This is a genomic window from Pedobacter aquatilis (assembly GCF_030409415.1).
In the GTDB taxonomy this organism is placed as follows: Bacteria; Bacteroidota; Bacteroidia; order Sphingobacteriales; family Sphingobacteriaceae; genus Pedobacter; species Pedobacter aquatilis.
Genome location: NZ_JAUFPW010000026.1, coordinates 1 through 25,034, shown reverse-complemented (window position 1 = coordinate 25,034; position 25,034 = coordinate 1). Strand labels below are relative to the sequence as shown.

Sequence of the window (25,034 nt, the reverse complement as noted above, 5' to 3'; positions counted from 1 at the left end):
TATCAATTGCTTCGATAAGCTTAAATCAAATAATAAGATTTAATTAATAAACTAACAAATATATAACATGAAGATTAGCGTCTTAAAAGCAGGATCAACCGCCTTAATATGGCTAGTTGGTACTTGTCTGGCATTTGGCCAGCAGCAAAATATTCCGCTCACAGATCTTTCAGCATTTAAAGAACCAGGAAATTCTTGGGCGCTTGTAGGTGATGTTACTGTAGACATGAATATTCCTAATGCCGTTAAAGGTACAAAAGGTACAGGTATTCTATTAAATACCTCATTGCCAAAAAAACCAGGTTTCGATTTAAAAACCATAAAGGAATATGGTAGTTTCGTTTTGGAGCTGGATTATTTACTGGCGAAGGGTTCAAACTCTGGTATTTATCTGCAAGATAATTACGAGATTCAGTTAGAAGATTCTTGGGGTGTAAAAAATGCACTTTCATCAAATAACGGTGGCCTTTATGAGCGTTGGGATAATGATAAACCTGAAGGCGAAAAAGGTTACGGAGGTATTGCTCCACGCCAAAACGCAAGTAAAGCACCAGGTTTATGGCAGCATATCAAAATTGTATTTCAGGCGCCAAAATTTGATGCATCTGGTAAGAAAACCGAAAATGCGAGATTACTGAGTGTTGATTTGAACGGTGTTACTATCCATGAAAATGTAGAATTAAATGGTGCAACAAGAGGCGGATTCGGAACTGAAAGAACAATGGGACCTATACGTTTTCAAGGCGACCATGGTTCTGTAGCTTTCAGAAATATTTCTATATCAGATATCCCGGTTGCTGCGGCTCAAAATGGCCGTCGTGGTGGCGGTGGCGGAGACCCAATTTATGTTAATGCTCCAACAAATACAATGATTCGTAGTTTTGTTGATGTTTTGCCTGGCGTTCGCTCAGTACATGCAATTTCAGTTGGTGGCCCTCAACAAACGGCTTACAGCTACGATTTGGATAACGGAACATTATTACACGGATGGCATGGTGGTTTCTTAGATGCAACCCCAATGTGGGATGGTCGTGGAAACGGAACTTCTCGCCCTTTGGGTAGCATAACACGTTTCACATCAAAACCAGTTTTGGCTATTGCTAAATTAGCAACAACAGAAAGTGCCTGGGTTCCAGATACCGCTGGTACGGGTTTCCGTACAAAAGGTTATGTTATGGATAACGAAGAACGTCCAGAATTTAAGTATATCATATACGGAACTAAAGTTACAGATGCTGTAAAAGTTATGGAAAACGGACAAGGTTTAACTCGTGAAGTAACAATTGAACAGCCCGCAAAAGATCTTTATTTCCTTTTAGGTGAAGTAAAAGACATTAACGAAGTTTCGAAAGGTTTATATCTGGTTGATGATAAAGCTTATTATTTGCAATTTCCGAATGGTGAAAAACCAATCGTTAGAGATGCGAACGGTAAAAAACAACTGATTATTCCTATCGGAAGCAAATTAAATTATTCTATTTTATTTTAATCTGATTAACGATGAGATATACATTTAAAACACTTGCAACATTAGCTTTGAGCTTAAGTTTCTCAACGCTTTTTGCTCAGGAAACACCAAAAGAAGAAGATTTTTTCAGAATAAATAAGGTTAGAGTACCTGAAGGACCAATATTAGAAGTTGGTGGTTTGGTTACTTTACCAAACGGCGATTTAGGAATATCTACCCGTAGAGGAGAAGTTTATATTGTTGAAAATCCGACAAGTATAAAACCATATTTCCGCAAATTTGCCAGCGGCTTACATGAAATTTTAGGCTTAGCTTATAAAAATGGAGCACTTTATGTTGCTCAACGTGGTGAGTTAACTAAATTAGTTGATAAAAACATGGATGGCAAAGCCGATGTTTATGAAACAATATATGCATGGCCATTAAGCGGACATTATCATGAATATAGTTTCGGTCCGAAAATAGCCCAGGATGGTACATTTTTAGTAACTGCAAACGTAGCTTTTGGAGATGAAGAATGGTGGAGAGGTGAAAGTCGTGTACCAATGCGTGGTTGGTCAATGAACATTACCGAAGATGGTAAAATGACACCTTATGCGGCTGGTTTCCGTTCGCCTGCTGGTATTGGAATGATTGATAATCAATTCTATTATACAGAAAACCAAGGCGATTGGGTTGGCTCTGGTGGTTTATGGAAAGTTAATAAAGGTGATTTTATGGGGCATCCAGCTAGTTTAAGGTGGACCGGGCGTTCTGATTCTCCTGTTAAGCTAACTTCTGATTTCTTCTACTCAAGTATTGATGAACGTAGAATTAAAAATGAGCAAGGTCGATACATCAAACCAGAAAATCGTGTTAACGAAACCTTCAAAACGCTTTTCGATATGAAAAAGGTTTTCTCTGAATTGAAATTACCTTCGGTTTGGTTACCTTATGGTATTTTGGGTATTTCATCGGCAGAGCCTGTAAAAATTCCTGAAAATACTTTTGGTCCTTTTGCTGGTCAAATTTTAGTTGGCGACCAAGGTATGAGTATCATTTCAAGAGTTTTCCTTGAAACTGTAAAAGGTGAGGAACAAGGTGCTGCTTTCTTATTTAGAAAAGGTTTCCGTTCGGGTGTTTTAAGACTAGCTTGGGGAACTGATGGTTCATTATTTGTTGGCGAAACAAATCGTGGATGGGGTTCTGCAGGTGATGCCAATGAAGGTTTAGAGCGTTTAGTTTACAACAATAAAGTTCCTTTCGAAATGAAAGCTGTGCGTTCAATGCCTGATGGTTTTGAGGTAGAATTTACTAAGCCAGTTGATCGCAAATCGGCAGAAGATTTAGCTTCTTATGCAGCTGAAAGCTTTATTTACAAATATCATCCGGTTTATGGTTCGCCTCCAGTAAATACCGAAACTTTAAAAATTAATGGTGTTAAAGTTTCAGAAGATGGTATGAAAGTTAGGTTAATCATCCCAAATCTTCGTCAATATTATATCCATACTTTAACATTAGATGGCGTGCGTGATAAAGAAGGTTTTTATTCACTTATTCATCCGGTAGCTTACTATACTTTAAATCAAATTGCTGATGGCGAAAAGCTGTCGATGAGCGAAGTGAGTACAAGAAACTCTGAAAACGGTCCTAAAGCATCGGCTACGCCGGTAAAAGGTTCGGCTAAACCTAAGGCAAATACTGGAGCAAAACCAGAAGCTAAAGGCGCAACAGCTACAACACCAGCAAATACGGTTGCAGCAAAGGCACCAACCTATAAAGAAGTAGAAGGTTTGTTAACAAGAAGAACATGTACTGCTTGCCACAATCCAACTAAAAGACAAATTGGTCCGGCGTTTTTGGAAATTGCAAAGCGTAAATATTCACCAGAAAAAATTGTTCAGTTAATTCATAATCCGCAACCACAAAATTGGCCAGGTTACTCTACAGAGATGCCTCCAATGCCTCAGGTAACTAAAGCTGAAGGTTTAAAAATTGCAGCATATATTAATTCATTGGATAAATAAAGATAGTTAGTTTAAGTTTGGTAAAACGGTTGGTGGAAACGCCGGCCGTTTTCTTTTAAATGGATATAGTGAAAGTGAAGGGAATACTATCATTAATGGGTTTATGCCTGTTAATATGCTTTGCAGCGACTGCACAGCAAAACAATAAAATTTTGGGTACGGTTACCGACTCAAAAAACACACCTGTTGCAGCGGTAACTGTACAGGTTTTAAATTCAAATGCGAGCACCGTAAGTAATGCAAACGGACAATTTGAAATAAATAATATAGCCACCGGAAAAGTAGGCTTAAAATTTAGCGCTGTGGGTTATGCTACAGTTGTTGTTTATGCCCGTGGTGGTGAAACTATAGGTGTTTATTTGTATGAAACCAACCAACGTTTAGATGAAGTAACGGTATCTGCACAAAAAACTGAGCAGAACGTTAAAGATTTACCATTAAGCGTTTCGGTGCTTTCTGCGCAAAAAGTGCAAGATTATCGCTTATTAAATACTCGCGATTTATCAGCAGTTATTCCAAATCTTTACAGCAGTAATCCTGGCGATGGGCGTAACGTAACTTCTATCAGAGGTATCGGAACAACTTCTTACGATCCGGCAGTTGCAACATACATCGATGGTGTAAATCAGTTTGGTTTGGATACTTACATTGCATCGTTATTTGATGTAGAACGAATAGAAGTTTTACGCGGTCCGCAAGGAACTTTATATGGCAGAAATGCAATGGGTGGTGTAATTAACATCATTACCAAACAGCCAACTAATGCCACTAGTGGATTTGCAAGTATAGATTTTGGTAATTTCGGTCAGCAACGTTATAGTGCAGGTATTCGCTCAGCTTTGGTAAAAGATAAATTATTTTTCGGCGCAGCCGGATTATTTAATAAAGCCGATGGTTTTTATACAAATGAATTTAACAATTCTAAATTTGATAAGCTTCATGGTTACTTAGGAAATTATTATTTGAAGTTTTTGGCAAGTGATAAGTTTGCTTTAACATTAAACGTTAAGCACAATGAAAACCGCAATAACGGAACTTTTCCGCTTGCTGGCTCGGTACATGATGCATTGTCAAATCCATTTGTATTGAATCAAAATGCAACAACTCAAATGGTTGATAATTTGTTTAACACATCATTATCTGCAAATTATACTGGTGATGCAATAAACTTCAGTTCACAAACGGCTTATCAATCTAATTACAGGTATTACAAACAACCAATTGATGGTGATTTTTCTCCAATTGATGGTGTTGCAATTGTAAATAATTACGGTAAAGATTGGAATAAGGTTCAGGTTTATACACAAGAATTTAAGTTGAGTTCTCCAGCTGCGAATAGTTCAAAATTAAATTGGGTGGCAGGTTTGTACGGTTTTTATCAAACTAATCCGGTAAAACAAGGAACTTATTTTGGTGCTGATGCTGCTTTTGTTGGTGCGCCATTTCCATTCTTTACAAGTTTAAATACCAATACCGGTAAAAGTTATGGCTTGGCGGCTTATGGGCAAGTTACCTATTCACTAACTGAGAAACTATCTGCAACAGCTGGTTTACGTTACGATTATGAGCATAAAAAATTAAGTGCTTTAGGTGAGTTGTTAATGGATGGTGAAGCACCTGTAATTACTCAAGATGAGATTTCGTCAAAAGCCAATTTCAATGCATTATCTCCTAAAGTAAGTTTAGCTTATGCGGTAACTGGTAAAAACAATGTTTATGCATCTTACAACAGGGGTTACAGAGCTGGCGGTTTAACACAATTGGGCTCAGATCCATCAGTTTTACCATTAATTGCTTATAAACCAGAACATAGTAACAACATCGAAATTGGTTCAAAGAATACGTTTTTTGATAATAAATTAAGTGTTAATTTCTCTGCTTTCTTTATTAAATTAACTGATGCTCAAATTCCGGTTTTAGTATTGCCAGATGCAGTTACGATTACACGCAATGCAGGTAAGTTAACCAGCAAGGGTGTTGAACTTGAATTATCTGCTAAACCAGTTAAAGGCTTAAGTTTCGATTACAATTTAGGTTATACTGATGCAAAATATACTTCATTGCAATTGCCAAGTGATGGCAGTACAGTAACGTTAGATGGCAACAGACAATTGTACACGCCAGAATTAACTTCGATGTTTGCACCACAGTACAATTTCGAATTAGATAAGAATTCAGGATTAAATCTTGTGGCTCGTGGCGAATGGGTTTTCATCGGAAATCAGTTTTTTGATTTAGACAATCAGATTCAGCAAAAAGGGTACAATCTTTTTAATGCTAAATTAGGTATTACTAATAAACGTTTCGATTTATTTGTTTGGGGAAGAAATCTTGGTGATAAAACTTATATTGATTATGCATATGATTTTGGAGCGGCACATTTAGGTAATCCGCGTACTTATGGTGTAACCTTAACAGGTAAGTTTTAATATTCAAATAAATAATTAGTAAAGGGGCCAACAGAAATGTTGGTCTTTTTTGTTTTGCTGAAAAGCTATATCTAACAAAACCTCACGCTAAATTTATTTCAGCATCTCACACCAAAATATTACTCTAAAAAAGAAATGGAGATTCCGCTTTTGCAGAATCCCCATTATCTAAATTAACGCTCTCAGGTATATAAACGTTTTATATGGAATTTATTGTGTTAAAGTTATTTTTTTCGATTTAAGATTGATACTTACCCTTCCAAATGCTTTGTATGTTGAAATTATTTACTTTTACACTATGGATTCGATTAATAAAACACAACAAAATGCAGAAAAACTAACTGCTGCCATGGAAGCTGTTAAGCTTATCAAAGATGGAGACGTTGTGGGCTTAGGTACAGGTAGTACCGCAACTTTTGCAATTCAGGAACTTGCTAAAAGAGTAAAAACAGGTTTAAAAATTACAGCTGCTGCAAGTTCAATAAAAACAGAGGAGCTAGCCACTGCAGCGGGCATCCCGGTTTTGAAACTCGAAAATTTAGCAAGTATTGATATCAGTATAGATGGTGCAGATGAATTTACAGAATCACTTGATTTAGTTAAAGGTGGTGGCGGTGCATTATTTCGCGAAAAAATTATCGCCTCGCTAAGTAAAAATGCAATTATCATCACAGATTCTTCAAAAAAAGTAAATCTTCTTGGTGCTTTTAAAGTTCCAATTGAGGTTGTGCCCTTAGCTTATCAATATGTTTTTAATAAAATTGAAGCATTGGGTGGAAAGGGAAAACTCAGAATTAAGGAAGATGCCAAATTCATTACCGATAACGGAAATTATATTATTGATGTTAATTTTGGCTTAATTGATAATCCTGCTCAACTTGCATTGCAATTAAATCAAATTGATGGATTGCTAGCACATGGCTTATTTGTGGGTTTAACTAAGAAGGTTATTATGGCAAAGGGCAAAGAAATTCTAATTTTTAAATAAAGTATTAGTCATTTCTATCATTTCACCGAGGTTTTTTAACAGCGCAAAAGCATTAAAACAATTTTACCGACAAATTTATTTCACTCACCGATAAAACTGATTTATTCGGAGAAATGTCATTTCCCAGCGTCAATTTTCGAGCTACTTTTGATATATAAAAACAAAGGTCATGGAAAATTACATCAAAAAAAATCACACGGATAAACAAATTGGTTGGGGTATCTTAATCATCGTAATTGGTTCAGTTTTACTATTAAGAAATAGTGGTGTAGATATCCCAAGCTGGGTTTTAAGTTGGCACACTATAATGCTTGGTGCAGGTTTATGGATTGGATTCCGTAAAAACTTTCAAGGAAGTGGTTGGTTAGCGTTTACATTAATTGGTGGCTTTTTTACATTACGTGATATTACTTTCTTAGATTTCGAAATGTCGAAAATATCGGTTGCACTACTTCTAATCGGCCTTGGTTTATGGTTTATAATAAAACCTAAACAATATAAACCTTTAAATAACTTTCAAAATCCTGCAGAACAGCATGAAATAAAAAGCTAAAATTCTTAACTCCATCATATATCAAAAAAGGAACACTTGTTTAATGTGTTCCTTTTTCATTTTATAATAAATTGAAATATTTAAAAAAAAGAAACGGGGATTCCGCCTAAGCAGCATCCCCGTCATCTAAATTAACGCTCTCGGTAATATAAACGCTCAAATAAATATTTATTGCATGCCCTTGTATTTTTTTTTTGAAAAAAAACTTTGTCGCATATTACCATAGATTTTGTCTTGTTTATATCTTGTTGATTTACTGTTAGATAATTAAGTTTGCTTAATCATCTAAAAATTACAATATGGAAAATTATTTTCTTTCAGCCGATTTACGAATGATGTACATTGAGGCGGCAACTTTCCCTGATGGTGTAGAAGCAGCACATAAAAAACTACACGCTTTAGTCGCCTTTGATATTAAGCGAAGATATTTTGGTTATTCGAGACTTGAAAATGAAATAATAATTTACAAAGCTGGGGCTGAAGAACTTAATACTGGTGAAGGAAAAATTTTAGGTTTGGATACCTTGCTTATTCAACAGGGAAAGTTTGCCAGTAAACTTGTTGCTAATTTTATGGATGATGTATCTGTTATTGGATCAACTTTTCAGGAATTGTTAAGGCATCCTAATTTAGATCCTAATGGATATTGTCTTGAAATTTATCAGAACACTAAGGATGTACTTTGCTTGGTTCGTTTAAAAGATTAATAAAAAAACTAATCAATTAGTTGTTGTATAGTAAAATACGATTCAAATATTATTAACTTAGACCTGTTTAAAATTTTAACCAAACAGAACACCTTATTAATATTCATGAAAAAAAGTATTTTATTAATATTTGCATTGCTGTTTACCACAGCAGCCTTTTCTCAAAATGTAATTACACTTTTTAACAATGCAGATAATTTCTTTCAGTTAATGGAAGAACAAAAATTTACACAAGCTTACAGTCTTTTTGATGATACCGTAAAAACCAAAATATCTGAAGAAAACCTTAAAAAACTTTGGACAGATATGCACACTGCTTTAGGTAAAACTGAATCAATTGAGCCGGTGCAAAGTAAAATTCAAGGCGAACTATTCGCCGTAACTGTTGAAGGAAAATTTGAACGTGGCACACAAGATTTTATTCTGGGATTTAACAAAGCGCAAAAAATAGTGGGTTTCTACCTTGCTCCAAAGATAAATTCGCCTAAATATCTTGCTCCAGCTTATGCAGATACAACTTTGTATTCTGAGAAAACCGCTTACATTACTACCCCAGGTCATCAACTTGCTGCGGTTATTACAATACCAAAAAACAGTAAAAATTTTCCGGTAATTGTATTTGTACATGGGTCGGGTTCTTACGATATGGATGAAACCGTTGGTCCAAATAAGCCGTTTAAAGATTTGGCTGCTGGTTTTGCTGCTCAAGGCATTGCATCCATTAGGTATGTAAAGAGAACACTCATTTATGCGAACGAATTTCAAAAGGCTTTTACTGTAAAGGAAGAAGTGTTGGATGATGCAAATCAGGCATTATTAATGGCAAAAACAATTCCGGGTGCTGATTTGAAAGGTATTTACTTGTTTGGGCATAGCTTAGGTGGAATGCTTGCACCAAGAATTGCGACTTCCTTTCCTGATTTAAGTGGAATTATAATGGCTGCTGCACCTGCACGTAAACTTACTGATTTAATTATCGACCAGAATAAATACTTATTCAGTAAAATGAATGATACTACTCAAAAATCAAAAGAACAATTTGATAAGCTAATTTCTGAATTCTCGAAAAGTAAAATTACTCAGGCAGGCACAATGAAGCCAGATTCGATTATTCTAGGCTTACCCGTTTCATATTGGGTAGATCTTAATAATTACGATCAGGTTGCTGCTGCAAAAAACATCACTAAGCAACGTATGTTGGTTTTACAGGGTGGTAATGATTATCAGGTTACTGAGGAAGATTTTAATCTATGGAAAACTGGTCTTGCTGGAAAGCAAAACGTAGAATATAAGTTTTATCCGGGGATTAATCATTTGTTAAGCCAACAACTTGAAAAAGGCACAGGTGCCCAATATCAAACTTTCTCAAGTGTTTCGGCAACTTTAATTAATGATATTGTAGCGTGGATAAAGATTAAGTAATACGCTAAAATTATATTTTTACCATTTCAAAGCCCAACCCTAAAAAGGTTGGGCTTTTTGGTTTCCAACGAAATATATACCAAACAAAGCGCAATTTTTTCGGTTCTTAATTTATACGATAATTTTAGCCGGAACTGATATGAATAAGAAGAAGATAACATTTAAGGGAATTTGGGAAATACTAAAAGCCTCTTTTACAGGTTTTGGAGACCATAAAGTAACCAAACTGAGTGGATCTTTGGCTTACTATACTGTTTTTTCAATGGCACCACTTTTAGTAGTTATTATCTCACTCTGTGGAATATTTTTAGGTAGAGAAGCCGCCGAAGGACAGATTTATCGTCAGCTCGATGTTTTTTTAGGTAAGGACACAGCATATCAACTACAACAAATTATTAAAGCAGCGTACTTAAATGGAAAGAGTACAGTAGCATTTATTGTGGGATTAGCCACATTATTAATTGGAGCAACTACAGTTTTCGGCGATATTCAAGATTCGATTAACACAATTTGGGGTTTAAAACCAAAACCTAAAAGAGGTTGGTTAAAAATGCTTCAAAATAGGTTTCTTTCTTTCTCTGTCATCATAAGTTTAGGATTTGTCTTGTTGGTTTCGCTAGCGATTACATCGGTTTTAGATGCTTTTAGTAGTCGATTACAGGCAAGATTTGAAGATGTTTCCGTAATTGTTTTCTATATATTAAATCAAATAATTACGCTTACGGTAATTTCCTTAATTTTTGGTGTAATTTTCAAGGTACTTCCAGATGCAATAATTAAATGGAGAGATGTGATATTGGGGTCAATTGTAACTGCAATACTATTTATGATTGGTAAGTTCGCCATATCCATTTATATCGGACAGAGTAACGTAGGTAGTACATATGGAGCCGCAGGTTCTTTGGTTATTTTATTATTGTGGACTTATTATTCATCCATCATTTTATATTTCGGTGCAGAATTTACAAAAGCATATGCTATTGCTTACGGCTCTGAAATTCATCCATCACATTATGCAGTTACTACAAGGGAGATTGAAATTGAAACAGAGGGTAAATCTATTCAGGATAATCATCCGGAGTTAAAAAAGGAAATTCCTAACGAATAGATTATTCGCCCCAAATTGTAATAATTAAATTTCTGCTACCTCCATAATTTCTATGCTCACCGAGATAGATGCCTTGCCATGTACCTAAAGCAAGTCGGCCGTGTCGAATTGGAATCGTTACCGAACTGCTTAAAAGTGCTGCCTTGAGATGTGCAGGCATATCATCAGAACCTTCATAATCGTGTTTGTAGTTCGGGTCGTTTTCAGGCACTGATTTATTAAAATACATTTCAAAATCCATGCGTACCGTTGGATCTGCGTTCTCATTTATGGTTAATGATGCAGAAGTATGCTGAATGAAAACCTGACAAATTCCTCTGGTTATTTGTTCAATTTCCGGCAACGCCGATAAAATTTCATCAGTTACGATGTGAAACCCACGTCGCCTTTCTCTTAATGTTATTGCTTGCTGAAAAATCTTCATCTTATTTTTTTATCCAACCAACCTGTTCTTTATCATCACTTATTAGATGATAATTGCCAAAGTTACCCAATACACGAACATTCTGCGCCTCATTTAAAGTTAATTTCACTAACGCTAAGCTATCCGGTTTATCATAAATTACTGTTTGAAATGGTTTTAATTTTATGCGCTGCAAAGGTTTCTCAGTTTGGTTAAGGCTGTTACTTTGAATAAAGCCAATGCTACCATCTGGGAGCTCGGTTTTATACCAGTTTGCAGATGCAGCATGTGCAATTAATATTGTTCCACTTTGCAATGTTCTTATTTTTTCTGCATTATTTGCTGGTGAGCTATGAAGAAATGTATTCTGATTGGTTCTTAGCGTTTTATTAAGGTTAGATATTGATGCTGTTATGTTTACAGGTTTTTTAACTATTGGATTAATAAACGGCAATGGATCAATTGCACCACCAGAAGTGTATAAACCAAAGTGCAAATGCGGTGGCGTTGTTTTTGCATTGCCGGTATTTCCCATCAATCCTAAAGTATCACCAACTAAAACATCCTGGCCTGCGGAAACAAGTTGCTCATCCAAGTGTGCGTAATATAGTGTGTAGTCTTTATTTTTTGGTCGAAACCATAATACTTTTCCACCAAGGTTATTTTCGTTTACACGTACAATGGTTCCATCAGAAGTTGCAACCACCGGACTCCTAAAATTTCCAAAAATATCTACTCCTTCGTGTTTCCGGCTGTTAGCATCTCTGCCATCGCCAAAAAAGCTTTTAATATTATTTAAGCCTGTACGTGTTGGAAAACCTTGAGAAGGGCCTGAAATAATTTCTAAATTATATTCTACACTTTGAAGTAATTCTGGCTGCAAACGAATAAGAAAGCTCCCACTCTCATCAATATCTAGCAAAATATTACTGTTGAGCGTATCGGCCGAAGCAACTAACTTTGTATTACTTGCATTAACCTGCCAAACATCCAAATAAATTGCTGCGCCATTTAAAGGTTTTTTACTTAAAGCGATGGTTAATTTCTGCCCTTTTATCACTTTAAATTTATAAGCTGTTGCTGTAGCTTTTTCTGCAGAAAAATAACCCACCTCTTTAAAGGGGATAGAAATATTCAATGCTTTCTCCAAACTTATGGTAGCTGAATTTAGCCATAACGAACCCATTGCAGTTTTGTCTAAACCTGTAGCTGCTAATTTTCGCTGATATTGTTCGTGTGGTGTGGCCGCTTTGAATAGGTTTACAGAGCCTGATTTACATGAAGAAAAAATAATGGAAATTGAAAGTATGTAAAGGGTAGATAAATAACGTGTAGAAAATTTCATGCTAAAATATTTATTTAGATAACAACGGTAAAGGCTTTCAGGTTTCTACAAAATAAGATTGATGACTCTTTGGAGATTGAAGAACATAGCTAAATAAATATTATCGTTATTATAACGTTAATTTTTTGATAAAATAGGTGATAAATTCCAATAATATCATTGGTATAAATATATTTGTGGATATGGGCGTTAAGCTCTAAACTCTAATCAAATCTCAAAAATTAAAAAATGAATAAATTCGAAAGCCGTTACGCTCAAAGTCCGAAAGAAGTTAAACAAATGGATACTGCCGCTTTGCGGGAAAACTTTTTAATTGAAAATGTTTTTGAGCCAAACCAGGTTAACCTAACTTTATCTCATTTCGATAGATATATTGTAGGTGGTGCAATGCCTGTAAATAAAAAATTAGATTTGCCAAATCCTGATGATTTGAAAGCAAATTATTTTTTAGAACGAAGAGAACTTGGTATAATCAACGTTGGCGGAAAAGCAATAATAACTGCTGATGGTGAAAGATATGAACTTGATTATAAGGAAGCCTTATACATAGGTAAAGGCACAAAAGAGGTTTCATTTGAATCGGCAGATGAGAACGAGCCAGCAAAACTATATATAAATTCTGCTCCAGCTCATCATACTTATCCAACAAAAAAAGTTAGCAAAGCTGATGCAGAAATTGTAGAATTGGGTACACCCGAAACCGCAAATCATAGAATAATAAATAAACTTTTAGTAAATAGTGTATTACCAACCTGCCAGTTACAAATGGGCATGACAGAGCTAAAATCTGGAAGTGTTTGGAACACAATGCCTGCTCACACACATGATAGAAGGATGGAAGCTTATTTCTATTTCGAAGTTCCGCAAGGGCAAAGTGTTTGTCATTTTATGGGGCAGCCGCAAGAAACACGTCACATCTGGATGCAAAATGATCAGGCTGTAATTTCTCCAAACTGGTCAATTCACTCTGGTGCCGGAACCAGTAATTACACTTTTATTTGGGGTATGGCTGGCGAAAATTTAGATTATGGCGATATGGATCATTGTGCCATAACCGAATTGAAATAATTACGCACTTCATAAGAAAATAAATAAGATGTTATCAAACCTATTCAATTTAGCAGGTAAAACTGCATTAGTTACCGGTTGTAAGCGAGGAATTGGCAAGGCTATGGCGCTAGCTTTAGCCGAAGCTGGTGCAAATATTATTGGCGTTTCGGCAAACTTAGAGCTGAAAGATAGCGCCATCGAAAAAGAAGTAATAGCATTGGGTAGAAAATTCTTTGCTTACCAATGTGATTTTAGTAATCGCGAAGCTGTTTTGAGTTTTGCTGCAAAGGTTAAGACAGATCACCCTATTATCGATATACTAATTAATAATGCTGGTACAATTTTACGTAAACCAATTGCCGAACATCCTGATGAAATGTGGGATGAAGTAATTGCGGTAAATCAAACTGCTCCATTTATTTTAACTCGAGAAATTGGTCGTGATATGGTATCCCGTGGCAGCGGCAAGGTAATTTTTACAGCTTCATTGTTGTCTTTTCAAGGTGGAATTACCGTGCCTGGTTATGCAGCCAGCAAAGGTGCAATTGCATCTTTAACAAAAGCATTTGCTAATGAATGGGCGGCTAAAGGAGTAAATGTCAATGCAATTGCTCCGGGTTATATTGCAACTGATAATACGTCTGCTTTGCGTGAAGATCAGGATAGAAGCACTTCAATTTTAGCACGTATTCCGGCTGGAAGATGGGGAACACCCGAAGATTTTAAAGGTCCGACGTTATTTTTAGCCTCAACAGCCAGTGATTATGTACATGGTACAATCTTAACCGTAGATGGTGGCTGGATGGGAAGGTAGTTTTTAGTATTGAGTAACTCGTTCATTAGTCATTGGTTCATTGGTTTTGAAATTTGCTTATTGAAAATTGATTATTGAAACTTGAAAATTGATCATTGAATTTTGATCATTAAAACTTAAAAAATTGATACCACGAAAAAAGTCCGAAGCTTAACAAAAACTACGGACTTTTTTGTGGGTATTAAATCTCCCGACTTCGGACTCCCGACCAAAGACTATATTAATACAAATTATAAATCTCTTTGATGTCTTTCAGAATATTATCAAAATCGATTTTTAAATCAACTAACTTACCTGTACGAATATCAAAAACCCAGCCATGAACAGTTAAACCACGTTCTGTAATGGCTTCTTGTATTGCTGCAGTTTTCAAAAGATTTACACATTGCTCTTGAACGTTTAGCTCAACTAATCTGTCGTAACGTTTTGCTTCATCCTCGATTGAATTTAATTCATCCTTATGCGTACGATATACATCACGGATATTACGCAACCAAGGGTTTAATATACCCATATCTGCGGGTTGCATAGCAGCTTTAACACCACCGCAATTGTAATGACCGCAAACTACAACGTGTTTCACTTTTAAATGGCGAACCGAATAGTTTAAAACCGTCATCACATTTAAATCTACGTTATTTACCAAATTAGCAACATTGCGATGCACAAATGCCTGTCCGGGTTCTATGCCCATTAAATCTTCAGCAGTTACACGGCTATCCGAACAGCCGATGTATAAAAACTCTGGAGTTTGCCCTTTAGCCAATTCTGTGAAGTAATTTTCATTAATTGATAGCTTATTAGCAATCCATTTCTCATTATTCTTAAAAACGTCTTCTACTTTCATTATTTTAATATTTTTTTATGATACAATATGTGAGCAAGGATGATATTTTTTATAAAACTATAAAAAGATTTTCATTTCAGTTAACGCTCGTTACTATATTTTTCATTAAGTTATTTAAACAAAGTTGAGGCTTAAATGTTGAAGAAATTTGAATTAAATGAGTTTTTCTAATATGGTTTTAATATCTCGGGTGTTTAAATCAGTATTGCTCCTAACTTGCTTTAATGTTCGGTTTAAACTTCTTACTGATATACCTAAATAGGCAGCCATATCCTCTTTCGAAATTTCTAAATCTGCTTCAGCTTGTAGCTTTAATAATTTTGTTAAACCATATTCTAAAGTATATAACTGTTGAAAAGATGCTCTGCTACTGGTTTGAATTATTCTGGTTGATAGCTCTTGCAGCAAAATTTTGGTAAAATTCACATTGCTTTCAATTAATGATAAAAAGTAGTGGTGTGGGATAACATATGCCGACACCATACTTATTGCCTCAACATTACATAAGCAATCTATTTTCTTTAACGCTTCAAGGTCGCCAACAACTTCACCCTTTCCTAAAAATTCTATAATAAAATCTTTGCCATTTTCTTCAGAAATGAAACACTTCGTAATCCCATCCTTAATTATGTAAAGATTGCTGATCTTATCGCCTTGCTCAATAAGCCTGTATCCGGCAGGGAAATCCTTTAATTTAATATGTTGATGCGTTTCTGTTGCGCTTAATAAAGATTTAATAAAAGATAAAAATGTAAGGTTTGTACGTAACATAATTGGCAATGGAGACAAATGTCCTTTATTTTTTTATTTGGTTGATTTACTTTTGTGACTATAAAATTAAACATAACTATGAATAATAAAATTAGCGTTATTGCATTTGATGCCGATGATACGCTTTGGGTAAATGAACCTTATTTTCGAGAGGCAGAAGCGCTTTTTGCAGGTTTGTTAGAAGATTTTTTACCTCATCATAGTATTGTTGCAGAACTTTATAAAACTGAAATTGCCAATTTACCACTTTATGGTTATGGTATAAAAGGCTTCATGCTAAGCATGATAGAAACTATTTTACGCATAACTGAAGGAAAAGTAAATCCCGAAATAATTATTAAAGCAATAAAACTTGGACAGGAAATGCTTAACAAACCTATCGAATTATTAGATGGGGTTGAGGATGTTTTGAAAGCACTACATGGAAAATATAAATTGGTTGTAGCCACCAAAGGCGATTTATTAGACCAACAGAGCAAACTTACCAAATCTGGCTTAGACCATTATTTCCATCATATAGAAATTATGAGTGATAAGCAGCCAAGCGATTATCAAAAGTTATTAAAACATTTAGATTGTGAGCCCGAAGAGTTTTTAATGCTTGGTAATTCACTAAAATCAGATGTATTGCCGGTTCTTGAAATTGGTGGCAATGCTATACATATTCCATACCATACAACATGGGTACACGAACATGTAGAACATACAATAGAGCATGATAATTTTTATCAGATGGAAACGCTTTCTGATGTTTTATCAAAATTAAGTGTACGATAAACCATGTATTTAAACTAGAAACATAACTGCTCTATTCCCCCTTAAAAATAACAAATGCATATATGAAAGAAAAAATAGATTTAAGTACCTGGATAAGGAAAGACCACTTCAATTTTTTTAACAGTTTTGAAGAACCGTTTTTTGGAGTTACTGTTGATGTTGATTGCACAGAAACTTACCATGAAGCAAAAAACTTAGGGGTTTCATTTTTTCTTCTTTATTTACATAAATCTCTTATCGCAGCAAATCAGGTAGAAAATTTTAAGTATAGAATTAGCAACAGTGAAGTTTGGAAATATAACGAGGTGCATGCATCAGCAACTATTAATCGCCCAAACGGAACTTTTGGATTTGGCTACATAGATTTTTGTGCAGATTTTTCGATATTTCGTTCTGAAGCAATTAAAGAAATAGAAAAGGTAGAAAATTCAACAGGCTTAATTCCATCTTCTTCGGGTGATAATGTTATCCACTTTTCAGCTTTACCTTGGTTAAACTTTAAATCGATGTCTCATGCCCGTAAGTTTTCACATCAAGATAGCTGTCCAAAAATTTCATTTGGACAATTAAGAGATGAATCTGGCAGAAAGATAATGTCACTTTCTATTCACGTTCATCATGCTCTTGTAGATGGCTTCCATGTTTCGCAATTTGTTAATATTTATCAAAACTTACTAAATACAGCCGAGTTAACAGTTGCTTAATTCTAAATTAATGTGCAGCAGGTAATTTCGTTGCATGTTTTCTTTAGCTCTTATTATTCCGATTTATCTACTTGCAATTGTCGCAATGTGTTTTATGGATTCTTTATTAAAAGCATTAATGTTTTTTGTAATGCTTTTAATATTAACTTTTCTTATGTTTTTATTCATAAACCATCCATTACCATCAGCACTTTCTGTTTGCTGCATAATTGCAATGTTTGCTTTCCGCTTTAAAGATTAATTTTCATTTGCTTTAGAGAAACTAATTGCTATTTTTGCCAACAGTAACATTAATACTGAATTGGGGGATTAGCTCATTTGGCTAGAGCGCTTCGCTGGCAGTGAAGAGGTGATCGGTTCGAATCCGATATTCTCCACCCTTACTATAAACGCCCTTTAGATAAATTAAAGGGCGTTTTTGTTTTCGAAAATAGTGCTAAAATGGAACATTCAGCAATTTTCAGTAAAGAATCGCTTTCTTACCACATTCCGCAGGAAGATGTAATTACTTAAACATTCAAGTAACCACTACAGCACATCTATTTCTTAACTATTCCCCACCCGATGCCTATCCCAGTGCTACATCAGGATGCTTACCTCAAAATTTATTCGTTATAGATAAAGTGTAAGGGGAGGAGGACGAGCATATGCTGCGGATGCGCTCGCTTTCGTTTCGCTAGGTATTCGCAAGTAAATCGGTAATGAATTGTATATGGTTCGCCCCTTGTTGAGGTAGGCTATACCAATTCTTCACCTCCGCTTAACCCTTTCGTTACCTTTTAACTAATTACGGGCAGGCCAAATACCTAGTCGAACGTAGGTATGGGGCGAATGGTTACCGAAGCAGACCTAAAGCAGTGTAAAAGCAAGGGATATGCAAGCATGGCCGTAACACGGACTGTACACGGACTAGAGTCGGATTTGATACGGATTTGTTTGCTGAAATTAGGAGAAATTTTGTGTTTTGGATTGAACAATCCATTGGTAAAACCAAATATAATTAATTTTGGCTATAAAATAGGAATGTAAGAGTTTCCGTTTCAAGCTGCAGATTTTTTTACCGAAGCGGAAGAAAACATTTTTTGATACTTGTATCAACTGTATATATGAGTAATATTTTGGATACAATTCAAGCGAATTATTTTTAAGAAGGCTCTTTGCTAGGCTTTGAGCAGGTAATTTAATAGTAACCGAATAAATACTGCAAAAAGGGTAAAAATACTGTATGATTAATTAGTGTAAATTTTAAATTTGTGGTATGGAAAATCTAAATAGAAAATCGGCTCTCAGTTCTTTTCTGTTAAAAGTTAAGCAATTAAGGGGTTATGGCGACATGAACTCTTACAGTTTAGCTGCCGAATTTAAAAGCATTGGCAATGTCTCCGATTCAAAGATTAATCACATAATCGAAGATATGTCATCTCCACAAACCTGGAATAATGGAAAGTCTATTTTTATTGAGAGCATTTTAGAAAACATTTTAGAAAATTAAAACATGAAAAATATATAAAGCCTTCTTAAACGCAAGAAGGCTTTTTTTATGCAACAATATTTACTCAACAAAAACTTGTATCTTCAATAAAACTAAAACATTATGAAAAAAATCTTCTCCATTATTTGTCTTACCACTTCATTCTTTCTCGCTAATGCGCAGAAGTTTGTTCCAGAAATTAAAACCGGTTCTCAAATTACAGCTACCGCAATAGTTGGCGGACAAGAGTTTCCGTTGGCTTTGAAAATTGTGAGCGCCACCGCACCTTACAGCATTGGTTGGGGTGTTGATGGCTATGGCGAAGGCAGTTTTGAAATGAGCGAAAAGGCTTTTAGCAACGGAACGGAATTGCTTCAGGTTAGTCAGCCTGCTTTGGGTGTAACAAAATTAAGCGATGCACAAACCTTCATTGTGATTTCGAAAGATGCTTTTAAAACCCTGGTTGATAAAAAGTCATTTACCTATGGGGGCCAAAATTTTAAAATTAAAACACCAGCAAGCGCTGCGATAAAATTAAACGGCAAAGAAGTGGATGTTTTTCATGTAGCTAACGATAATGCCTCACAAGAACTATGGATATTAAATAACCCGGCATTTCCATTAATTATTCAGAGTACTGGACAGGCAACTGATATTGTAATGTCTGAGATAAAATAAGATTTTGAATTTTTAAAAAATAAAATGCCCGATTGAGCTTTTTTAATTTCAAAGCACTATTTTTACGGCAATTATGGAAAACGACAAAAAAGAAATATTCGATAACGTTGCACAACGTTTAAAAATTGAAGGTTTTAATGTAGTAAACCGCGATGAAACTCGCCCATGGGGAGGTTTTTTTGTTATAGATGAAGCACAAGCACAACAATTTGCAGATACTTATTTTGATGGTTTAGATGTTGAAGGCTTAAAAATTGGCGGTAAGTTAAGTCCGAAAATTTTAATAGTTGCTCCAAACACTCGTTTATCTTGGCAATATCACCACCGCAGAGCCGAAATTTGGCAAGTGGTTACTGGTACAGTTGGTATTAAAACAAGCCAAACTGACGAAGAGGGTGAAGTTAAAAGCTATGAACCAAAGGATCAGATTAAATTACAACAAGGCGAGCGTCACCGCTTAATCGGTTTAGATGATTGGGGCGTTGTTGCAGAAATTTGGCAACACACTGATGCTTCTAATCCATCAGATGAAAGCGATATCGTAAGGGTTCAAGACGATTTCGGCAGATAATACTTTATATCCTGCTCATTTTATTGAGCAGGACTTTTCCTTTTTTTGAATGCAAATGCTAAAGCTGTATAAAACTAAAACATTCAAAATTTCGTTAATACAGCATACACACAATACATGGCTATTCTAATATTCTTTCTTTGTCACTGGTTTTTATCTCTCTTCAGCCAAACATTTTTTCTTCATCGTTATTCATCTCATAAAATGTTTAAAATGGAGCCTTTTTGGGAGAAATTCTTTTATCTTATTTTGCTAATTTCTCAAGGTTCATCTTTCTTAAATCCGAGGGCTTATGCTATTTTGCATCGTATGCATCATGCTTACAGCGACACGGAAAAAGATCCGCATTCTCCGCATTTTTTTAAGGATGTTTTTGGGATGATGATTGCTACGAAGAATATGTATATGAATTATCTTCATTTCAAAATACAGCCAGAGCCGGCTTTCCAAGGTAATTATCCAGAGTGGCCTTTGGTTGATAGAATTGGCGATTCTTGGTTATGGAGAATTGGTTGCGGGCTATTTTATATTGGTTTTTATGTAATGTTTGCCAATTACTGGTGGATGTATATTTTGTTGCCAATCCATTTTTTGATGGGTCCGTTACATGGTGCAATTGTAAACTGGTGTGGACATAAATACGGTTATTCTAACCATGATAATGAAGATCATAGTAAAAATTCTTTACCATGGGATTTCCTTTTAATGGGCGAATTGTTTCAAAATAATCACCATAAAAAACCAAATAGTCCAAATTTTGCATCTAAATGGTGGGAGTTTGATCCAACTTATCCGGTTATGAAGGTTTTACATTGGATGAAGATTATTAAGATTAGAAAGGTTTAAAAGTATCAGGTATTTAGTATCGAGTATCAAGTTTTTGGTGGCGATGATAAGGATTGTTGGTTTGAGTCGTGATTGCGAGTTATGTGGAAAACGATTAAACTATAAGATTGCTTTTTGACTCACAATGACGGAATTGAAATGTTATGGTACTGAAATGTTTTAAGTGTGATTTCTTTGCAGTGTTCTTAGTGAAATAAACCCGACAGCAGCGAGCATCCCGATTTTCATCGGGATAAAGCGAATGGCGGGACTATCCTAACCGATATAAACAGTAATTTGCTTTTCTAAATAAAATCCATCCTTATATGATAAATTTTCTCAAAATCATTTTCTCTGCACTTTTTGTTTTCATGTGTTATAAGGTTATTTCGACTTCGTTAGAGAGCAACCTTTTTGAACAATGGGATTTTCTGGGTAGCATTCCGTGGATGCGTGCTACGCTTTGGGATTTCTACGCGAACATCTTTATTATCACACTGTGGATGTTTTACAAGGAAAAAAGTATTATTCTTAAAATCTCTATTGCCATTTTGTTCGTATGTTTAGGTAGTATAGCAACTTTAGCTTATGTTTTGGTTTATTTGTTCAAACTAAAACCAGGTGAAGGTGTTAAAGAATTGCTTAGTAAGGCTTAGGGTTTTAGGCTAAATGTGTAGGGTGTCTTACTAAGGTTTTCAGTTTTGCGAATTGGCTTTTAAAGCCTTAAATTCTTAACCTTACAATGGATTACAAACATCTATTTTTTATTGCGCTCATTTCATTAATTGCTTGCTGTACCATCATGTTTCTGGTTTGGCTTTGGGCAAAAAAAATCAAAAATGCAGGGATTGTAGATGTCTTTTGGGCTTTAAACTTCCCTGTTATTACCGTCATTATTTTCTTTTTATCAGATGGGTTTGAAACCCGAAAGTTGATTATATGTGGCATGTTTCTGCTGGCCGAATTGAGACTGGGTTTACATTTGTGGCAGCGTGTAATTGGTCATTTAAGCGAAGAAGAGGGCAGATACCAACAATTGCGTAAAGAGTGGGGCGATAAAGCCGACCGAAATTTCCTTGTGTTTTTTCAATTTCAGGCCATTTCAAACGTCATTCTGGCTATTCCATTCTTCGTTATTACTGCAAATCCATCAAATGAGATAAGTATTTGGGAATTTGTGGGAATTGGCATCTGGATTATTGCCTTTTTTGGCGAAATGATTGCCGACAGACAGCTGGCGGCCTTTAAAAAAGACCCAAAAAATAAAGGCAAAGTTTGCGATACAGGTTTATGGCATTACAGCCGCCACCCTAATTACTTTTTCGAATGGTTAACATGGGTTGCATATTTTGTTTTTGCAATGGCGTCACCATGGGGCATTTTGGCCATCATCAGCCCTGCGATTATTCTATACTTGTTAACCAAAGTTACAGGCGTTCCGAATAACGAAGAACAGAATTTACGAAGCAAGCCTGAAGCCTATAAAAAATATCAAGAAACAACAAGTGCTTTTTTTCCGTGGAAAAAAATGGGTTAAGGGTTGCGAGTTAAGGGTTGCGTGTCTGCTTGCCTGAACTTATAACCTATAACTTTTAACTTATAACATATTATGTGGTACGATAAACTTTTAGAAAACGATAAACTTCCTGATACGGCTTTGCGTATGGGGATTAGAAAACTTTGCAAGCAACGCTTAGATGATGAAACTTTGGGTGATGAGGAATTGCAGCAAGAGAAATTTATGGATTTGGTGGAGGAGTTGAAGCAATCGCCAATTGCCGTAAACACTGCCGAAGCTAACGAACAACATTACGAGTTGCCTACGCAGTTTTTTCAATACTGTTTGGGCAAAAACCTAAAATATAGCAGCGGTTATTGGAAACCTGGCGTTAAAGATATCGATACATCGGAAGATGATATGCTTGCTTTAACCTGTAAAAGAGCCGATTTGCAAAGCGGACAAAATGTTTTGGAGTTAGGTTGTGGGTGGGGTTCGCTTTCGCTTTATATGTCGGCTAAATTTCCAAACAGCAGATTTACCGTGGTTTCAAATTCGGCTACACAGAAAATTTTTATTGATGAAACAGCCAGGCAACGTGGTATTGAAAACTTAACGGTTTTAACTGCCGATATGAATACATTTACGATTGCCGATACTTTTGACAGAATTGTTTCGGTTGAAATGTTTGAGCACATGCGCAACTATAAATTCTTGCTAAATAAGGTTGCTGGTTTTTTAAAACCTGATGGAAAGCTGTTTGTCCACATTTTTACACATAAAACTTTAGCGTATAAATTTGAGGTAATTGATGAAACCGATTGGATGAGTAAATACTTTTTTACAGGTGGAATTATGCCCTCAAACCATTTGTTTTTTTACTTTAATGATGATTTGAAAATAGATAAGCATTGGGTAGTAAACGGAACGAATTATGGCAAAACATCAGAAGCCTGGTTAAGCAATATGGATAAGCATAAAAAAGAAATTATGCCGATTTTTGAACAAACTTATGGTAAAGACCAAGCTGTAAAATGGTGGGTATATTGGCGATTATTTTACATGAGTTGCGCCGAATTATTTAATTATAATAAAGGAAATGAATGGATGGTTTGCCATTATTTATTCGAAAAAAACAAATAATTAAGTAAGATGGTAGATGTAAAATGGGTCAATATTTCGAAATAGACATTCCATTTCCCATCTTCCATCATCCATTTTCCATCTTACATTTTATCTCATGAAGAAACTCGCCATAATTGGCTCTGGAATAGCAGGAATGGGTTGTGCCCACAAACTGCAGCATAAATACGATATCACCGTTTTTGAAGAAGCCGATTATATTGGTGGGCACACTAACACGATTACGCTTGAGGAAAATGGCAAACCCATTTATTTGGATACAGGCTTTATGGTTTTTAACTATGAAACTTATCCAAACTTAACGGAGATGTTTGCTGAGATTGATGCGCCGGTTATTAAAACGGATATGTCGTTCAGTGTTCAGTTTCTACCAAAAAAATTAGAATATAGCGGTTCGAGCTTAAACCATTTATTCGCACAGCGGAAGAATTTATTTAATATTTCTTACTTAAAAATGCTGATGCAGATTAACCGTTTCAATAAGCAAAGTGTAGAGATTTTAGACAAACCTGAGTATCAGGATTATTCTATCGGTAGGTTTTTTAAAGAATTTGGTTACAGCGATGACATGCTGTGGCAATATTTGATTCCGATGAGTGCTGCGGTTTGGAGTGCTCCAATGGAGCAGATTTTAGATTTTCCTGCAGTTACATTGATTCGTTTTTTTAAAAATCACGGTTTTTTAGGTTTGGATACGCAACACCAATGGTACACTTTACAAAATGGAAGTCAGGCTTACCGTGAAAAACTAATTGCCCCTTTTCGCGATAGCATTAAAATCAACAACAAAATCGTTTCTGTTAAAAGATTAGAAAACGGGAAGGTCGAAGTTGAAAATTGGAAAGGCGAAAAATTTGAATTTGATAAGGTAATTATGGCCAGCCATGCCGACCAAACTTTCGAAATTGTAAAAGATAAAACTGCTTTGGAAACTGAACTGCTTTCGAAATTCAAATACCAATTGAATAAAGCCGTTGTACATACCGATGAAGCACAAATGCCAAAAGCAAAATTGGCCTGGAGCAGTTGGAATTATCGGGTAGAAAAGCATGGTGAGAAACTTTTGCCAAGCACCATTTACTGGATGAACAGTTTGCAAGGGGTATCTAAAAAGACAAATTATTTTGTTTCGATAAACCCAACGGAAAGTTTAAATCCTGCAAAAATTGTAAAGGAGATTGATTATCATCATCCGTTATTTGATGTTCCAGCGATGCAGGCGCAGGAGCAGTTGCACAAGTTAAATGAAAACGGACCGATTTATTATTGTGGCAGTTATTTTAAATACGGTTTCCATGAGGATGCGTATAAGAGTGCGGTAGATTTGTGTAAAGAATTTTAACCGCCATCCCGTCATTGCGAGGCACGAAGCAATCTATTTGTCCTGGCCGGACAGGCTTTTTTCTTTTGACAACAAAAGAAACAAAATTGCCGGCTGAAAATTTTTCTTTTAAAG

General features: G+C 35.4%; 25 protein-coding genes and 1 tRNA gene. 21 read left to right on the top strand and 5 right to left on the bottom strand.

Annotated features, from left to right (window positions below):
• The first annotated feature begins 67 nt into the window (after nucleotides 1-67).
• From QWY86_RS10550 to QWY86_RS10515, 8 genes are all read left to right on the top strand, one after another.
• On the top strand, nucleotides 68-1,489 hold the full coding sequence (locus QWY86_RS10550) for a 3-keto-disaccharide hydrolase (RefSeq protein WP_290241796.1): 1,422 nt from the start codon (nucleotides 68-70) through the stop codon (nucleotides 1,487-1,489).
• A gap of 11 nt (nucleotides 1,490-1,500) precedes the next feature.
• Nucleotides 1,501-3,474: a hypothetical protein gene (locus QWY86_RS10545; protein ID WP_290241793.1), complete on the top strand. Its 1,974-nt coding sequence runs from the start codon at nucleotides 1,501-1,503 to the stop codon at nucleotides 3,472-3,474.
• A gap of 74 nt (nucleotides 3,475-3,548) precedes the next feature.
• The gene (locus tag QWY86_RS10540) at nucleotides 3,549-5,903 is read left to right on the top strand and encodes a TonB-dependent receptor (protein WP_290241791.1); all 2,355 of its coding nucleotides are present in this window, start codon (nucleotides 3,549-3,551) and stop codon (nucleotides 5,901-5,903) included.
• A gap of 298 nt (nucleotides 5,904-6,201) precedes the next feature.
• Entirely contained in the window at nucleotides 6,202-6,891 is a 690-nt protein-coding gene (rpiA, locus tag QWY86_RS10535; RefSeq protein WP_290241790.1) for a ribose-5-phosphate isomerase RpiA, read from the top strand.
• 169 nt (nucleotides 6,892-7,060) lie between these two features.
• Nucleotides 7,061-7,444, top strand: a complete 384-nt coding sequence (locus QWY86_RS10530; RefSeq protein WP_290241788.1) for a LiaF transmembrane domain-containing protein — start codon at nucleotides 7,061-7,063, stop codon at nucleotides 7,442-7,444.
• A gap of 299 nt (nucleotides 7,445-7,743) precedes the next feature.
• Complete coding sequence (locus QWY86_RS10525; RefSeq protein WP_290241786.1) at nucleotides 7,744-8,151, top strand: transcriptional regulator; 408 nt, start codon at nucleotides 7,744-7,746, stop codon at nucleotides 8,149-8,151.
• 105 nt (nucleotides 8,152-8,256) lie between these two features.
• Nucleotides 8,257-9,573: a DUF3887 domain-containing protein gene (locus QWY86_RS10520; protein WP_290241784.1), complete on the top strand. Its 1,317-nt coding sequence runs from the start codon at nucleotides 8,257-8,259 to the stop codon at nucleotides 9,571-9,573.
• Nucleotides 9,574-9,712: 139 nt separating this feature from the next.
• Entirely contained in the window at nucleotides 9,713-10,681 is a 969-nt protein-coding gene (locus tag QWY86_RS10515; protein ID WP_290241782.1) for a YihY/virulence factor BrkB family protein, read from the top strand.
• A 1-nt stretch (nucleotide 10,682) separates the two neighbouring features.
• Here QWY86_RS10515 and QWY86_RS10510 read toward each other — a convergent pair whose 3' ends face one another.
• Together QWY86_RS10510 and QWY86_RS10505 are read right to left on the bottom strand one after the other, a co-directional pair.
• Nucleotides 10,683-11,105: a secondary thiamine-phosphate synthase enzyme YjbQ gene (locus tag QWY86_RS10510; protein WP_290241780.1), complete on the bottom strand. Its 423-nt coding sequence runs from the start codon at nucleotides 11,103-11,105 to the stop codon at nucleotides 10,683-10,685.
• Nucleotide 11,106: 1 nt separating this feature from the next.
• On the bottom strand, nucleotides 11,107-12,429 hold the full coding sequence (locus tag QWY86_RS10505) for a M23 family metallopeptidase (protein ID WP_290241778.1): 1,323 nt from the start codon (nucleotides 12,427-12,429) through the stop codon (nucleotides 11,107-11,109).
• Nucleotides 12,430-12,657: 228 nt separating this feature from the next.
• On the opposite strand from QWY86_RS10505, the gene kduI reads away from it, so the two are divergent.
• Both kduI and QWY86_RS10495 read left to right on the top strand, forming a co-directional pair.
• Nucleotides 12,658-13,497, top strand: coding sequence for a 5-dehydro-4-deoxy-D-glucuronate isomerase (gene kduI / locus QWY86_RS10500; protein ID WP_290241776.1), 840 nt, complete (start codon nucleotides 12,658-12,660; stop codon nucleotides 13,495-13,497).
• A 28-nt stretch (nucleotides 13,498-13,525) separates the two neighbouring features.
• The gene (locus QWY86_RS10495) at nucleotides 13,526-14,293 is read left to right on the top strand and encodes an SDR family NAD(P)-dependent oxidoreductase (protein WP_290241774.1); all 768 of its coding nucleotides are present in this window, start codon (nucleotides 13,526-13,528) and stop codon (nucleotides 14,291-14,293) included.
• Between the two features lie 220 nt (nucleotides 14,294-14,513).
• Here QWY86_RS10495 and QWY86_RS10490 read toward each other — a convergent pair whose 3' ends face one another.
• Complete coding sequence (locus QWY86_RS10490) at nucleotides 14,514-15,140, bottom strand: carbonic anhydrase (protein WP_290241772.1); 627 nt, start codon at nucleotides 15,138-15,140, stop codon at nucleotides 14,514-14,516.
• Nucleotides 15,141-15,293: 153 nt separating this feature from the next.
• A complete protein-coding gene (locus QWY86_RS10485) occupies nucleotides 15,294-15,911 on the bottom strand; it encodes a Crp/Fnr family transcriptional regulator (protein WP_290241770.1) in 618 nt (205 codons plus the stop codon).
• A 78-nt stretch (nucleotides 15,912-15,989) separates the two neighbouring features.
• On the opposite strand from QWY86_RS10485, the gene QWY86_RS10480 reads away from it, so the two are divergent.
• Together QWY86_RS10480 and QWY86_RS10475 are read left to right on the top strand one after the other, a co-directional pair.
• On the top strand, nucleotides 15,990-16,688 hold the full coding sequence (locus QWY86_RS10480; protein ID WP_290241768.1) for an HAD family hydrolase: 699 nt from the start codon (nucleotides 15,990-15,992) through the stop codon (nucleotides 16,686-16,688).
• 62 nt (nucleotides 16,689-16,750) lie between these two features.
• Entirely contained in the window at nucleotides 16,751-17,392 is a 642-nt protein-coding gene (locus tag QWY86_RS10475; protein ID WP_290241765.1) for a chloramphenicol acetyltransferase, read from the top strand.
• Nucleotides 17,393-17,455: 63 nt separating this feature from the next.
• Here QWY86_RS10475 and QWY86_RS10470 read toward each other — a convergent pair whose 3' ends face one another.
• Complete coding sequence (locus QWY86_RS10470; protein WP_290241763.1) at nucleotides 17,456-17,599, bottom strand: hypothetical protein; 144 nt, start codon at nucleotides 17,597-17,599, stop codon at nucleotides 17,456-17,458.
• 96 nt (nucleotides 17,600-17,695) lie between these two features.
• On the opposite strand from QWY86_RS10470, the gene QWY86_RS10465 reads away from it, so the two are divergent.
• From QWY86_RS10465 to QWY86_RS10425, 9 genes are all read left to right on the top strand, one after another.
• Nucleotides 17,696-17,769: transfer RNA gene (locus QWY86_RS10465), tRNA-Ala, on the top strand.
• An 881-nt stretch (nucleotides 17,770-18,650) separates the two neighbouring features.
• A complete protein-coding gene (locus QWY86_RS10460) occupies nucleotides 18,651-18,884 on the top strand; it encodes a hypothetical protein (protein WP_290241761.1) in 234 nt (77 codons plus the stop codon).
• 102 nt (nucleotides 18,885-18,986) lie between these two features.
• A complete protein-coding gene (locus tag QWY86_RS10455; RefSeq protein WP_290241759.1) occupies nucleotides 18,987-19,541 on the top strand; it encodes a hypothetical protein in 555 nt (184 codons plus the stop codon).
• Between the two features lie 73 nt (nucleotides 19,542-19,614).
• Nucleotides 19,615-20,112 (top strand): cupin domain-containing protein, encoded by a 498-nt coding sequence (locus tag QWY86_RS10450; RefSeq protein ID WP_290241757.1) that lies wholly within the window; start codon nucleotides 19,615-19,617, stop codon nucleotides 20,110-20,112.
• 117 nt (nucleotides 20,113-20,229) lie between these two features.
• Entirely contained in the window at nucleotides 20,230-20,958 is a 729-nt protein-coding gene (locus QWY86_RS10445; protein ID WP_290241755.1) for an acyl-CoA desaturase, read from the top strand.
• 305 nt (nucleotides 20,959-21,263) lie between these two features.
• Complete coding sequence (locus QWY86_RS10440; RefSeq protein WP_290241754.1) at nucleotides 21,264-21,593, top strand: DUF1475 family protein; 330 nt, start codon at nucleotides 21,264-21,266, stop codon at nucleotides 21,591-21,593.
• Nucleotides 21,594-21,679: 86 nt separating this feature from the next.
• Nucleotides 21,680-22,474 carry a DUF1295 domain-containing protein gene (locus QWY86_RS10435; protein ID WP_290241752.1) on the top strand — a complete coding sequence of 265 codons (795 nt, stop codon included), beginning with the start codon at nucleotides 21,680-21,682 and terminating at the stop codon, nucleotides 22,472-22,474.
• A 72-nt stretch (nucleotides 22,475-22,546) separates the two neighbouring features.
• Nucleotides 22,547-23,578, top strand: coding sequence for an SAM-dependent methyltransferase (locus QWY86_RS10430; protein WP_290241750.1), 1,032 nt, complete (start codon nucleotides 22,547-22,549; stop codon nucleotides 23,576-23,578).
• Nucleotides 23,579-23,675: 97 nt separating this feature from the next.
• Nucleotides 23,676-24,920, top strand: a complete 1,245-nt coding sequence (locus QWY86_RS10425) for an NAD(P)/FAD-dependent oxidoreductase (protein WP_290241748.1) — start codon at nucleotides 23,676-23,678, stop codon at nucleotides 24,918-24,920.
• The last annotated feature ends 114 nt before the right edge of the window (nucleotides 24,921-25,034 follow it).

Coding starts and splice junctions, on each gene's coding strand:
- QWY86_RS10515 (WP_290241782.1), top strand. CDS start 9,713: ATGAATAAGAAGAAGATAACATTTAAGGGAATTTGGGAAATACTAAAA.
- QWY86_RS10505 (WP_290241778.1), bottom strand. CDS start 12,429: ATGAAATTTTCTACACGTTATTTATCTACCCTTTACATACTTTCAATT.
- QWY86_RS10455 (WP_290241759.1), top strand. CDS start 18,987: ATGAAAAAAATCTTCTCCATTATTTGTCTTACCACTTCATTCTTTCTC.
- QWY86_RS10450 (WP_290241757.1), top strand. CDS start 19,615: ATGGAAAACGACAAAAAAGAAATATTCGATAACGTTGCACAACGTTTA.
- QWY86_RS10530 (WP_290241788.1), top strand. CDS start 7,061: ATGGAAAATTACATCAAAAAAAATCACACGGATAAACAAATTGGTTGG.
- QWY86_RS10435 (WP_290241752.1), top strand. CDS start 21,680: ATGGATTACAAACATCTATTTTTTATTGCGCTCATTTCATTAATTGCT.
- QWY86_RS10440 (WP_290241754.1), top strand. CDS start 21,264: ATGATAAATTTTCTCAAAATCATTTTCTCTGCACTTTTTGTTTTCATG.
- kduI (WP_290241776.1), top strand. CDS start 12,658: ATGAATAAATTCGAAAGCCGTTACGCTCAAAGTCCGAAAGAAGTTAAA.
- QWY86_RS10430 (WP_290241750.1), top strand. CDS start 22,547: ATGTGGTACGATAAACTTTTAGAAAACGATAAACTTCCTGATACGGCT.
- QWY86_RS10480 (WP_290241768.1), top strand. CDS start 15,990: ATGAATAATAAAATTAGCGTTATTGCATTTGATGCCGATGATACGCTT.
- QWY86_RS10485 (WP_290241770.1), bottom strand. CDS start 15,911: ATGTTACGTACAAACCTTACATTTTTATCTTTTATTAAATCTTTATTA.
- QWY86_RS10545 (WP_290241793.1), top strand. CDS start 1,501: ATGAGATATACATTTAAAACACTTGCAACATTAGCTTTGAGCTTAAGT.
- QWY86_RS10470 (WP_290241763.1), bottom strand. CDS start 17,599: ATGCAGCAAACAGAAAGTGCTGATGGTAATGGATGGTTTATGAATAAA.
- QWY86_RS10490 (WP_290241772.1), bottom strand. CDS start 15,140: ATGAAAGTAGAAGACGTTTTTAAGAATAATGAGAAATGGATTGCTAAT.
- QWY86_RS10425 (WP_290241748.1), top strand. CDS start 23,676: ATGAAGAAACTCGCCATAATTGGCTCTGGAATAGCAGGAATGGGTTGT.
- QWY86_RS10510 (WP_290241780.1), bottom strand. CDS start 11,105: ATGAAGATTTTTCAGCAAGCAATAACATTAAGAGAAAGGCGACGTGGG.
- QWY86_RS10460 (WP_290241761.1), top strand. CDS start 18,651: ATGGAAAATCTAAATAGAAAATCGGCTCTCAGTTCTTTTCTGTTAAAA.
- QWY86_RS10475 (WP_290241765.1), top strand. CDS start 16,751: ATGAAAGAAAAAATAGATTTAAGTACCTGGATAAGGAAAGACCACTTC.
- QWY86_RS10520 (WP_290241784.1), top strand. CDS start 8,257: ATGAAAAAAAGTATTTTATTAATATTTGCATTGCTGTTTACCACAGCA.
- QWY86_RS10550 (WP_290241796.1), top strand. CDS start 68: ATGAAGATTAGCGTCTTAAAAGCAGGATCAACCGCCTTAATATGGCTA.
- QWY86_RS10445 (WP_290241755.1), top strand. CDS start 20,230: ATGGCTATTCTAATATTCTTTCTTTGTCACTGGTTTTTATCTCTCTTC.
- QWY86_RS10525 (WP_290241786.1), top strand. CDS start 7,744: ATGGAAAATTATTTTCTTTCAGCCGATTTACGAATGATGTACATTGAG.
- rpiA (WP_290241790.1), top strand. CDS start 6,202: ATGGATTCGATTAATAAAACACAACAAAATGCAGAAAAACTAACTGCT.
- QWY86_RS10495 (WP_290241774.1), top strand. CDS start 13,526: ATGTTATCAAACCTATTCAATTTAGCAGGTAAAACTGCATTAGTTACC.